General features: G+C 76.2%; 1 protein-coding gene. It reads right to left on the reverse strand.

All coding sequences use genetic code 11. The annotated features are described in order from the left end of the window. A partial coding sequence (locus E0D90_RS16640; protein ID WP_227870266.1) for a type I polyketide synthase occupies nucleotides 1-13,637 on the reverse strand: 13,637 nt, incomplete at its 3' end. Between the last annotated feature and the right edge of the window lie 49 nt (nucleotides 13,638-13,686).

Raw genomic sequence — 13,686 nt, forward strand, 5'->3', positions numbered from 1 at the left:
GGTGCAGCCGGTGTTGTTCTCGGTGATGGTGTCGCTGGCGGAGGTGTGGCGGTCCTACGGGGTGGAGCCGGCGGCGGGGAAGCCGGCTGCGGGCCGGTGACCGCCGCCGTCGCGGCGAGAGCGGACCGGCCCGGGGTGGGCAGCCAGTACCGCTGGTGCTGGAAGGCGTAGGTGGGCAGGGGTATGTGCGCGCCGGCGGGCGGGGGCAGCACGGCGGCCCAGTCGACGGGGGCACCGTGCGTCCACGCCTCGGCGAGGGAGGCGAGGAGGCGATCGGTGCCGCCGTCGTCGCGGCGCAGCGTGCCGACGGTGGTGACGGGCAGCCGCGCCTGCTCGGCGGTACCGGAGACAGCGGCGGCCAGCACCGGGTGCGGGCTCATCTCGATGAACAGGTCGTGCCCGGCGGCCAGCAGGGTCGCGGTGGCGCGCGCGAACGCGACCGGCTCGCGCAGGTTGCGGTACCAGTACTCCGCGTCCAGCACGGCTCCGTCGACGGGGCCGCCGGTGACGGTGGAGTACAGCGGCACGTCCGGCGTCCGGGGCCGTACTCCGGCGAGGGCGGTGCGCAACGTGTCGCCGACGTCGGCGACCTGGGCGGAGTGGGCGGCGTAGTCGACGGGGAGCCGTCGGGCCCGGACGGACCGGCGGGCGCAGTCGGCGGCCAGCCCGTCCAGGGCGGCGGGCTCGCCCGCGACGACGACGGCCTGCGGGCCGTTGACTCCGGCCACGCCGATCCGGCCCGCGTACGGCAGCAGCATCTCCCGTACGCGGTCCTCGGGCGCCGCCAGGGAGACCATGCCGCCCCGGCCCGCCAGGCGCAGGAGTTCCCGGCTGCGGAGGGCGACGACGCGGGCGGCGTCCTCCAGGGAGAGCGCTCCGGCCACACACGCGGCCGCGATCTCCCCCTGGGAATGCCCCACCACCGCCGCCGGCTCCACCCCGTAGGACCGCCACACCTCCGCCAGCGACACCATCACCGAGAACAACACCGGCTGCACCACATCCACCCGCTCAAACCCCTCACCCGAACGCAACACCTCCACCAACGACCACCCCGTGTACGGCGCCAGCGCCTCACCACACTCCGCCACCCGAGCCGCGAACACCCCCGAGGAATCCAGCAGCTCACACGCCATCCCCGGCCACTGCGACCCCTGCCCCGGAAACACGAACACGGTCCGGGCCTCGCCCGTGCGCCCCGTGACGGCGCCGGGTGCGGGCACCCCGTCCCCCAGCGCCGCCAGGGCGCCGAGGATCTCGTGCCGGGCGCGGCCGGTGACCGCGGCGCGGTGGCGGAACGCGGTGCGGGTGGTGGCGAGGGCGTGTGCGAGGTCGGCGAGGGGCGTCTCGGGCGCGGCCTCGGCGTGCTCGCGCAGGCGGTGCGCCTGGGCGCGCAGGGCGGGCTCGGAGGCCGCGGAGAGCGGCAGCGCCACGGCCTCGCCGGCGAGCGGCTCCGGTGCGGTGGACGAGAGGGGCCGCGCGGCCGGCGGGCGCTCGTAGGGGGCCTGTTCGAGCACCGCGTGCGCGTTGGTGCCGCTCATGCCGAACGAGGAGACCCCCGCCCGGCGCGGGCGGCCGGTGTCGTCCCACGGGCGGGCCTCGGTCAGCAGCCGTACCGCCCCCGTGGACCAGTCCACCTTGGTGGAGGCCGTGTCGGCGTGGAGGGTGCGGGGCAGCAGGCCGTGGCGCAGGGCCATGACCGTCTTGATCACGCCCGCGATGCCCGCGGCGGCCTGGGTGTGGCCGATGTTGGACTTCAGCGAGCCGAGCCACAACGGCTGTTCGGCGGGACGGTCCTGGCCGTAGACGGCGAGCAGGGCCCGGGCCTCGATGGGGTCGCCGAGGGTGGTCCCGGTGCCGTGCGCCTCGACGAGGTCGACATCGCCGCCGCTCAACCCGGCGGCGGCGAGAGCGCGTCGCAGGACGCGCTCCTGCGCGGGGCCGCTCGGGGCGGTGAGGCCGTTGCTGGCGCCGTCCTGGTTGACGGCGGAACCGCGCACCAGCGCCAGCACCCGATGGCCCCGGCGCCGGGCCTCGGAGAGCCGTTCGACCATCACGACGCCGACGCCCTCGCCCCAGCCGGTGCCGTCGGCGGTGTCCGAGAAGGAGCGGCAGCGGCCGTCGGGCGAGAGGCCGCGCTGACGGCTGAACTCCACGAAGGCGTCGGGGGACGCCATGACGGCGGCGCCGCCGACGAGCGCGAAGGCGCACTCCCCCGCGCGCAGCGCCTGCCCGGCCAGGTGGAGGGCGACCAGTGAGGAGGAGCAGGCGGTCTCGACGGTCACGGCGGGGCCCTCGGTGCCGAGGGTGTAGGCGATGCGCCCGGAGGCGACGCTCGTGACGGTGCCGCTGAGCAGATGGCCCTCCACATCGGCGGTCCGGTCCTGCGGTCCGGCGCCGTATCCCTGCCCGGCGACGCCGAGGTAGACGCCGCCCTGGCTGCCGCGCAGCGACCCGGGGTCGATGCCGGCGCGTTCGACGGCCTCCCACGCGGTCTCCAGCAGGAGCCGCTGCTGCGGGTCCATGGCGAGCGCCTCACGGGGCGAGATCCCGAAGAACTTTGCGTCGAAGTCCCCCGCGCCGTCGAGGAATCCGCCGCCGCTCGCGTAGAAGGTCCCCTCACGCGCGGGGTCGGGGTCGTAGAGGGATTCGAGCGGCCAGCCGCGGTCCTCCGGCAGCGGGCCGATGGAGTCCCGCTCCCCCACGACGAGCTCCCACAGCGCCTCCGGGCTCCGTACTCCGCCCGGGAAGCGGCAGGCCATCCCGACGATTGCCAACGGCTCGTCGGTGGCGGCGGAGGTGGACGCCTCCTGCCGCGGCGCGGGGGCGGTGCCGGTCAGTTCGTCGTGCAGGTGGTCGCCGAGCGCGGTGGCGGTGGGGTGGTCGAAGACGGTTCCGGCGGGCAGCGTGAGGCCGGTGGCGGCGGTGAGGCGGTTGCGCAGCTCGATGGCGGTGAGCGAGTCGAAACCGATGTCGTGGAAGGACCGCCCGGTGTCGACGGCCAGCGCCGAGTCGTGGCCCAGGACGGCGGCGGCCTCCGCGCGCACCAACTCGGTGAGCACCCGGTGCCGCTCGCCGGCGGGCAGGGCGGCGAGCCGCTCACGCCAGCGCTCGGCGGCGGCCGGCTCTGGGTCCCGCGCCGGCTCGGGCGCCGCCTCGGGAAGGTCGCCGAACAGGGCGCTCTCGCGGCCGGACCGGAAGGCCGGGGCGAAGCGCGCCCAGTCCACGTCCGCGACGGTGATGCCGCTGTCGTCGCGCTCCAGGGCCCGCCACAGCGCGGTGAGCGCCGTCTCCGGTGCCATCGGGACGAGACCGAGGCGGCGCAGCGCCGTGCCGGTCTCCCCCTGTGCCATGCCCGGCCCGGCCCACGGTCCCCAGGCCACGCAGGTCGCGACGCGCCCCTGTGCGCGCCGGCGCTCGGCGACGGCGTCGAGAAGGGCGTTGGCGGCCGCGTAGGTGGCCTGTCCCGCGCTGCCCCAGACGGCGGAGACCGAAGAGAAGAGCACGAAGGCGTCCAGGTCGTCGCCGAGGAGGGCGTCGAGGTGGGTGGTGCCGCGCACCTTGGCCGCGGTCTCCTCGGTGAGCAGCGCGGGTGAGCAGTCCGCGATCCGGGTGCCGGAGGTGACTCCGGCCGTGTGGAAGACGGCTGTCACGGTGTCGCCGTCGGCCGCGAGGCGTTCGAGGAGTTCCGCGAGGGCGGCCCGGTCGGCGACGTCGCAGGCGGCGACCGTGACCCGGGTGCCCGACGCGGTGAGTTCCCGGACGAGTTCGTCCGCTCCGGGCGCCCGCGGTCCCCGCCGGCTCGTCAGGACGAGGTGCCGGGCGCCGGCCCGGGCGAGCCGGCGGGCCACCTGGCCCCCGAGGCCACCGGTGCCCCCGGTGACGAGGGCGGTGCCCCGGACGGTCCACGCGGACGCGCCGCGCCCGGGTGCGCGGAGGTCACCGGAGGCTGCGGGCTCCCTGACCAGGCGGCGGCCGTGGACGCCGTTCGCGCGGACGGCGACCTGGTCCTCGCCACAGCCGCCGTCGCGGGTCCGCACGGCTCCGGCCAGCACGGCGCACAGCCGCCGCAGCGCGGTGCCGTCGGGCCGTCGGGGCAGGTCCACCAGGCCGCCCCAGCGTTGTGGGTGTTCGAGAGCGGCGACCCTGCCCAGTCCCCACACCTGTGCCTGTTCGGGCCTCTCCGGGCCGGTGCCGTCCACGGTGACGGCACCGGTGGTGACGCACCACAGCGGAGCGTCGGTGCCCGCGTCACCGAGGGCCTGCACGAGGAGGAGGGTGGTCCCGGGGCCGGTGGAGGAGAGCGCGAGCAGCGACAGGACGCCGCTCACGCCGGAGGGTACGCGTGCGGCGAGCGCGGCCCGGTCGGTTCCTTCGGGCACGGCGAGGACGCGGACGTCGGCGCCGCGCTCGGTGAGCGAGCCCCGGCACGCCCCGGTGAGCGGCGCCCCGGCGTCCGCCTCGCCCACGGCGAGCAGCCAGGTCCCGGCCAGCCGGACGGGCGCCGGATCGGGCAGGGCGCGCCAGGTGACGCGGTAGGTCCAGCCGTCCGCCGCGTCGGCGGGGTCGGCGGTGCGGGCCGGGGCCGCCGCGGGCCAGTACCTGCGGCGCTGGAACGGGTAGGTGGGCAGGTCGAGCGCCGGCGTGTGGGCGGGGGTTCCCGCGGACCAGTCGACGGGCACACCGCGCACGTGGAGGGCGGCGAGGGCGCCGGCCAGTGACTCGGCCTCGGTGCGCCCCTCACGCAGCAGCGGTACGGCTCGGCAGTCCTCCCCGGCGGTTCGTGCCCCCTCGAGGAGTCCGGACAGGACACCGGCCGGGCCGAGTTCGAGGCAGCTGGTGGTGGAGCCGGCGAGCAGGGTGCGGGCCCCGTCGTGGAAGCGGACGGTGCCGCGGACCTGCCGTACCCAGTACTCGGGGTCGCACAGCTCCCCGGCCGTGGCCCACGCGCCGGTGAGGTTGGAGACGACGGGGATACGCGGCGGCTCGTACCTCATCCGGCGTGCCACGGAACGGAACGCGTCGAGCATCGGCTCCGTGTGCGGCGAGTGGAAGGCGTGGCTGACGGCGAGTTCCTTGGTCCGGCGGCCCCGCGCCCGCAGAGCCGCGGCGAGACGCAGGACGGGTGCGCGGTCACCGGACAGGACGGTGGAGCGCGGGCCGTTGACGGCGGCGACCGAGACGCCGTCCGCGTCGGAGCCGGCGTCCGCGAGCAGCGCACGCACCTCCTCCTCGTCGGCCTCCACGGCGGCCATGGCGCCGCCGCCGGGCAGCGCGTCCATGAGGCGGGCGCGCGCGGCGACCAGGGCACAGGCGTCCGGCAGGCCGAGCACCCCGGCCACGTGGGCGGCGGCGAGTTCGCCGACGGAGTGCCCGAGCAGCGCGTCGGGCCGCACCCCCCAGTGCTCCGTCAGCCGGAACAGCGCCACCTGGAGGGCGAACAGCGCGGGCTGGGTGCGGCCGGTGCGCTCCAGGAGCGCGGCCGGCCCGCTGCCGGGTGCGGCGAACATGACGTCGCGCAGCGGCGGTCCGGGATCCTGGGAGAGGTGCGGCGCCAGGTGGGTGAGGACGTCGTCGAGTGCGTCGGCGAAGGCCGGTTCGGTGCGGTAGAGAGCGGCGCCCGCGCCGGGCCGCTGGCTGCCCTGGCCGGGGAAGAGGAAGGCGGTCCGGCCGGGCGCGGCGGCGTGGCCGGTGATGAGCCGCCCGGAGGGGGTCCCGGCGGCCAGCCCGTCCAGGGCCGCGCGGACGGCGTCGGGGTCGCGGCCGAGGACGGCGGCTCGGTGGTCGAGAGCGGAGCGCCGGGTGGCGAGCGCGTGGGCCACGTGAGCGAGGTCGGGGCCGGGGAGTTCACCGAGATGGGTACGCAGCCGGGCTGCCTGGGCGCGCAGGGCGTCCGGGGTGGCGGCGGACAGCAGCAGCGGCACGGCGACACGCGTCCCGGGTGGGCCGTCCGTCGCCGGGGCGGCGGTGGGCGGGGCGGCGGTGGGCGGCGCCTGTTCCACGACGATGTGGGCGTTGGTCCCGCTGATACCGAACGAGGAGACCCCGGCCCGCCGCGGCTCGTTCGTCTCCGGCCAGGGCGTGGGTCCGCTGAGCAGCCGTACGTCGCCGGAGGACCAGTCGATGTGCGGGTTCGGTTCCTCGGCGTGGAGCGTGCCGGGCAGTTCGCCGGCGCCGAGGGCGAGGACCGTCTTCATGAGCCCGGCGACTCCGGCGGCGGCCTGGGTGTGCCCGATGTTGGACTTGACCGAGCCGAGCCACAGCGGCCGTTCGGAGGATCGCCCCGCGTGGACGGCCTGGAGTGCCTGTGCCTCGATGGGGTCGCCGAGGACGGTGCCGGTGCCGTGCGCCTCGACGGCGTCGATCTGGTGGGGGCGCAGGCCCGCGTCGGCGAGCGCGGCGCGGATGACGGTCTGCTGGGCGGGCCCGTTCGGGGCGGTCAGGCCGTTGCTCGCCCCGTCCTGGTTGACGGCGGAGCCCCGGATCACCGCGAGGACCCGGTGACCGTGTCGCCGAGCGTCACTCAGCCGCTCCAGGAGCAGCACTCCGGCGCCCTCGCCCCAGGCGGTGCCGTCCGCGCCCGCCCCGAACGCCTTGCACCGCCCGTCGCGGGCCAGGCCGCGCTGACGGCTGAACTCGACGAACAGGCGGGGCGTGCTCATCACCGTGACGCCGCCCGCGAACGCCTGGTCGCAGTCGCCGCGCCGCAGCGCCTGGGCGGCGAGGTGCACGGCGACCAGCGACGAGGAGCAGGCCGTGTCCACGGTGAGGGCGGGACCTTGGAGTCCGAGGACGTAGGAGATACGGCCGGACAGCACGCTCGCCGTGTTGCCGGTGAGCAGGTGGCCTTCGGACACCCCGGGGTCGGCGCCGGCCAGGCTCATGTAGTCCTGGCCGTTGGTGCCGACGAAGACACCGACCCGGCTCCCGCGCAGCGCCGCCGGATCCTGGCCGGCGTTCTCGGCGGCCTCCCAGGAGGTTTCCAGCAGGAGGCGCTGCTGGGGGTCCATGGCGAGGGCCTCGCGGGGCGAGATCCCGAAGAACTCCGCGTCGAAGTCGGCGGCATCCGTCAGGAACGCGCCCCGCGTGCAGTAGGTGGTTCCGGTGCGGTCCGGGTCCGGATCGTAGAGTCCGGCCGTGTCCCAGCCCCGGTCCGGGGGCCATTCCGTGACCGCGTCCCGGCCGTCGGCGAGCAGCCGCCACAGCTCGCCGGGGTTCCGCACGCCGCCGGGGAACCGGCAGCCCATGCCCACCACGGCGACGGGCTCGCCGTCGCGGACGGCCGGGACGGCGGGCGCCCCGCGCGGCGGACGGGCGCCGGCGGGGCCGCTCTCCGTGCCCGGCTCGCTCTGCGTGCCGGGCTCGCCGGGCGCACCGAGCCGGCTCAGGAGGTGGACGGCGAGGACGGCCGGTGTGGGGCGGTCGAAGAGCACGGTGGCGGGCAGTCGCACGCCGGTGGCGGCGGCGAGCCGGTTGCGCAGCTCGACGGCGGTCAGCGAGTCGAACCCCATCTCGGTGAAGGCCCGTTCGGGGCGCACGGAGTCGGGGACGGTGTGCCGCAGGACGGCTGCCGCGTGCGTCCGGACCAGGTCGGTGACGAACCGTTTCCGTTCGGCGGCGGGCACGGCGGCGAGCAGGTCACCGAACGCTCCCCGCGACACGGCGGGCCGGCTCACGTCGTTGTCCTCGTCCCGGCCGGTGACTTCGGAGAGCAGGGTGGCGGCTCGTGGTCCCGCCGTGCCGGCGAACCGACGCCAGTCCGCGTCGGCGACGACGACCAGCGCGTCGTCCTCGGCGAGGGCACGCCCGATGGCGGTGGCGGCCGCCACGGGCTCCATGGAGGGCAGCCCGCGCTCCCGCAGCCGGCCCGCCACCCCGTCGTCGAGCATGCCCTCACCGGCGGCCCAGGCGCCCCAGGCCAGGGCGGTGCCGGGCAGCCCGTCGGCCCGCCGGGAGGCCACCAGGGCCTCCAGCGCGGCGTTGGCCGCCGCGTAGTTGGCCTGCCCCGCGTTGCCGACGACGCCCATGACGGAGGTGAAGACGACGAACGCCGAGAGGCGGAGGTGCGCGGTCGCCTCGTGCAGCACCCCGGCGGCGGTCACCTTGGCCCGGAACGGGCCGGCGAGCCGCGCGGGGGTGAGGGAGTCCAGGACGCCGTCGTCGAGGACGCCCGCCGCGTGCACCACCGCGGTCAGCGGACGGTCCGGCGGCAGGGCCGCGAGCAGTTCGGTCACCCGCTCCGGATCGGTGACGTCGCACGCGGCCACGGTGACGGCAGCGCCCGACTCCTCCAGTTCGGCCCGCAGCGCCTCCGCGCCCGGCGCCCGCGCCCCGCGCCGGCCGACGAGAAGCAGATGTCCGGCGCCGCGCGCGGCCAGCCGGCGCGCCACATGGGCACCGACACCTCCGGTGCCGCCGGTGACCAGGACCGTGCCGTGCCCGAACGCCTCGTCCGACACCGGCGGACGAGCAGTTCGGGCACGCGGCGGCGCGGGCAGCAACCGCCGTCCATGGACTCCGGTCGCCCGCACCGCTACCTGGTCCTCGTCGGTCACGGACGCCAGCACGGCGCACAGCCGTCGCAGCGTCCGCTCGTCCGGTTCGTGCGGCAGGTCGACCGAGCCGCCCCAGCGGTCGGGGTGTTCGAGGGCGGCGCAGCGGCCCAGTGCCGCGACGGCGGCGTGCGTGGGGGCACCCGGCCGCTCCCCGGCCTCGACCACGGCCGTGCCGCGCGTCACGCACCACAGCGGCGCGTAGATACCGGCGTCGCCGAGCGCCTGCACCAGCGCGAGGCTGAGGGCGAGCCCGCCGGGTACCTCGGGGTGCTCGGGATGCGGCCGCTGTTCGTCAGCCAACAGTGAGAGGACACCGGCGAGGGGCCGCCGCCCGACGGCAGCCGTGAGCGCGTCGGCCAGTTCGGCGCGGCTCTGCCCGGGCCCTTCGGCTCTCACAACGGTGAGATCGAGGCCGACGGCGCCGAGCCCGCCGACGACGTCGGCGGCGGCCCCGCCCTCGGGGCACACGGCGAGCCAGTGCCCGGGCGGCGCCGAAGCGGGCCGCTGGTCCAGCACCCGCCAGCCCACGCGGTACCGCCAGGAGTCGACGCGCCGTTCCCGCGTCCGGCCGTCCCACCAGGCGGTCAGCGCGGGCAGCACCTCGCCCAGGGCCTGTGGCGTCACGCTCAACGTCTCGGCGAGAGTGGCCGGTTCCGCCGCCGTCAGCTCCTCCCACAGTCCGTCCGTCACCGTGGGCCCGCCGCCCGGCGGCCGTGCGCCGGACAGCCAGAACCGCTCGCGCTGGAAGGCGTAGGTGGGCAGGTCGATCCGGGCGGCCCCGGTACCGTCGAAGACCGGAGTCCAGTCGACGGCGACACCCCGCGCGTGGGCCTCGCCGACCGCCAGGAGCATGCGCCGCAGGCCGCCTTCGTTCCGGCGCAGCGTGCCGAGTACCGCGCCCGCCGTGCCGGCCGCGTCCAGGGTCTCCTCGACCGCCATGGTCAGCACGGGATGCGGGCTGACCTCGATGTACGTGCCGAATCCCTGCTCGGCGAGGGTGCGGACGGCGGGCTCGAAGCCGACGGTGCCCCGCAGGTTCCGGTACCAGTACCCGCCGTTCATCGCCGAGGTGTCCAGCCACTGCCCCGTCACCGTGGAGAGGAGCGGTATCCGCCCCTCGGCCGGCTCGACCCCCTCCAGCGCCTCCCGTACCTCCTCCTCGACACGTTCCACGTGGGCGGAGTGCGACGCGTAGTCCACATCGACCCGCCGGGCCCGCACCCCGTCCTGCGCACAGGACGCGAGCAGTTCGTCGAGGGCGTCGCCGTCTCCGGACACCACCACGGCCGAGGGACCGTTGACCGCGGCCACCGACAGCCGCCCGGCCCAGCCGGCCAGCCGCTCCTCGACGGCCGCCGTGGGCAGCGCCAGTGACACCATGCCCCCGTGTCCGGCCAGCCGGAGGATCGCCCGGCTGCGCAGGGCGACCACCTTCGCCCCGTCCGTCAGGGACAGCCCTCCGGCGACCACCGCCGCCGCGATCTCCCCCTGCGAGTGGCCGACCACGGCGTCCGGCACCACGCCGAACGCTTGCCAGAGCCGGGCCAGCGACACCATCACCGCGAAGAGCGCGGGCTGCACCACGTCCACCCGGTCGAGCCCGTCGCCGGAGCGCACCACGTCCAGCAGCGACCACTCGGTGAAGGGGGTCAGTGCCGCCTGGCACTCCTCCATCGAGGCGGCGAACGGCGCCGATTCGGTGAGGAGTTCACGTGCCATCCCGAGCCACTGCGTCCCCTGCCCGGGGAACACGAACACGGTCCCGCCGGTCGTCGACGCCCGGCCCTCCGCCACGAACGGGGAAGGCTCGCCCGCCGCCACCGCCCGTAGGCCCTTCAGAAGCTCCCGGCGGTCTCCGGCCACCACGGCCCGGTACTCGTGCAGCGCGCGTGTCCCCACGAGCGACAGACCCACATCACCGGCCCGCACGTCCGCGCCGCAGACGTGCGCGAGACGTGCCGCCTGCTCCCGCAGCGCCCCCGCGGACCTGGCGGACACCACCCACGGCACCGGCGTGCCCGGGTCACCGGCGGCGGGAGCTTCCGGCTCCGGCTCCGGCTCCGGCTCCGGCTCCGGGACAGGCTGTTCCACGATCACATGCGCGTTGGTCCCGCTGATCCCGAATCCGGAGATCCCGGCCCGCCGGGGTCCGTCGCCCGGTGGCCAGGGTGTGGCTTCGGTGAGCAGGCGCACCTCGCCGGCGTTCCAGTCCACGTACGGCGTCGGCTCGGTGATGTGCAGGGACCGGGGCAGCAGGCCGTACCGCATCGCCAGGACCATCTTCAGCACGCCGCCGACACCGGCGGCTGCCTGGGTGTGGCCGATGTTGGACTTCAGCGAGCCGAGCCACAACGGCCTTCCCTCCCGGCGCTGTTGACCGTAGGTGGCGAGTAGCGCCTGTGCCTCGATCGGGTCCCCGAGGCGGGTGCCGGTCCCGTGTGCCTCGACCGCGGCCACGTCCTGCGCGGAGAGTCCCGCGTCGGCCAGCGCCGCGCGGATCACTCGTTGCTGGCTCGGACCGTTCGGGGCGGTCAGACCGTTGCTCGCGCCGTCCTGGTTGACAGCGCTCCCCCGCACCACGGCGAGCACCGGGTGCCCGTTGCGACGCGCGTCCGACAGCCGCTCCAGCAGCAGGACGCCCACTCCCTCGGCGAGGCCGAACCCGTCGGCCCGCGCGGAGAACGCCTTGCAGCGGCCGTCGGCGGCCAGGCCGCCCTGGCTGCTGAACTCCACGAACATGCCCGGTGTCGGCATCACCGTCGCGCCGCCGGTGAGGGCGAGGGCGCACTCGCCACGGCGCAGCGCCTGTACCGCGAGGTGCAGGGCGACGAGCGAGGAGGAGCAGGCCGTGTCCACGGTCACGGCGGCGCCTTCGAGGCCGAGGGCGTAGGCGATGCGGCCGGAGGCGACGCTGCCGGTGTTGCCGGTGAGGAGATGGCCGTTGCCGTCCGTCGCTTCGTGCAGGCGCGGGCCGTAGTCCATGGTCATGGCGCCGACGTAGACCCCGGTGCGGCTGCCGCGCAGGGTGTGCGGGTCGATCCCGGCGCGCTCCAGGGTTTCCCAGGACGTCTCCAGGAGGAGCCGCTGCTGCGGGTCCATGGCGAGTGCCTCGCGGGGCGAGATGCCGAAGAACTCGGCGTCGAAGCGGTCGGCGTCCAGCAGGAACCCGGCCTCGCGCTGGTAGTGGCGGCCGGGCGCGATGTCCTCGGGGGCACAGGCGCCCTCGGTGCTCCAGCCGCGGTTGCCGGGGAACGGTGTCACGGCGTCGCCGCCGTCGGTCAGGAGCCGCCACAGGCGTTCCGGGGTGTCGGCGCCGCCCGGGTACCGGCAGCCCATCGCGACGATCGCCACCGGGTCGTCGTCGGTGGCCGCCTCGGACGTGTCACGTCCTGCGGCGCCCTCGCGGTCCGCGTGCCGGTCCGCTCGCGGGGCGCCCCGGGTCGAACCGGCCGGCAGCTCGTCCCCGAGAAGCTCGGCGAACCTCCTCGGGGTGGGGTGGTCGAAGACGGCCGTCACGGGCAGCGCCCCGGCGCCGGTGACCGCGGCGAGGCGGTTGCGGATCTCCACCGCCGTCACGGAGTCGAGGCCGAGGCCGGTGAAGGTGGCGTCGGGGTCGACGGTCCCCACGTCGCCGAGCACGGCGGCGACCTCCTGGCACACGACGCGCAGCAGCCGCTCGCGCCGCCCCACGGCGGTGAGGCGGGCCAGGTCGTCGCGCAGAGCGGTCGCCGGGTCCGGCGTCTCCGCGTCGTCGTCCGCTTCCCACAGACCGGCGGGCAGGTCGGCGGGCCGGGCGTCGAGCGCCCCGAAGACGGCCTCGCGGTCGGTGGCCGCACCGTGCGCGTACGCCTCGCCGAGGGCGGTGAGGAACTGCGCGCGGCCACCGTGGCCGCGGCGCAGCGTCGCGCCGATGTGGGCGGCGGCGTTCCGTTCGGCGGCGGTCGCCTGGAGGGCGGTGGTGAGGACGGGGTGCGGGCTGACCTCCAGGAGGAGGCGGTGGCCGTCGCGCAGCAGGGCCGCGCCGGCTTCGTGGAAGCGGACCGTGCCGCGCAGGTTGCGGGCCCAGTAGTCCGCGTCCAGGACCGGTTCCGGGAGCCGGTCGCCGGTGAGACCGGAGTAGTACGGGAGGTCGGCGGCCAGCGGCCGCACGGCGGCCAGATCCGCGAGCAGCCGGGGCACGATGGTGTCGATGTGCGGGGAGTGCGCGGCGAGTCCGACGGCGATCCGGCGTGCGTGGACGCCCTCGGCGGTGAGGCGGGCGATCAGTTCCGCGGCGGCGGCGGTGTCGCCCGACACGATCACCGAGCCCGGCCCGTTGATCGCGGCGACCTCCAACTGGCCTTCGTAGTCGGCCAGGCGGGCTGCGACATCGGTGACGGGAGCCATCACGGAGACCATCTCCCCGCTCCCGGAGAGGGTGGCCTGCGCCTGGCTCCACAGGGCGACGACGCGGGCGCTGTCGTCGAGGGAGAGTGCTCCGCTGACGGCCGCGGCGGAGATCTCGCCGCAGCTGTGGCCCAGGACGGCGGACGGCTCCACACCGTGGTCACGCCAGAGTCCGGCCAGGGAGACGCCGACGGCGAACAGTGCGGGCTGTACGACGTCGGGCCGCTCCAGGGCGGGCGCACCGTCGGCGGCACGCAGCACGTCCATGAGGGACCAGTCGACAAAGGGTTCGAGGGCCTGCGCGCAGGCGTCCACGCGGCTTCTGAACCCCGCCGCCGAGTCGATGAGCCCGGCGGCCATCCCGGGCCACTGGGAGCCCTGGCCCGGGAAGACGAAGGCGACGGCGGTGTCGGCCCCGCCGGGCCCCTCGACGAGGCCGGAGGCGCGGCGCCCGCGGGCCAGCGCGTCGAGGCGGTCCAGGAACTCTTCGGGTGCGCCGGCCACGAGGGCGGCGCGCCGTCCCGGGGTGGTGACGGTGGTGCGCGCGAGGGCGAGCCCGATGTCCGCCGGGCTCCACTCGGGCAGGGTGCGCAGGTGGTCGCGCAGCCGTCGCGCCTGCGCCGCGAGGGCGCCCCCGCTGTCGCCGGACAGCGCCCACAGCAGGGGCGTCCGGGCAGGGGAATCGGACAGGTTCACGCCATGGCTCCTCAGCACGCACGGGTGGCTACTGGGCGGGGACTACGGG

The sequence above is a fragment of the Streptomyces otsuchiensis genome (assembly GCF_004305975.1).
GTDB classification, from domain to species: domain Bacteria; phylum Actinomycetota; class Actinomycetes; order Streptomycetales; family Streptomycetaceae; genus Streptomyces; species Streptomyces otsuchiensis.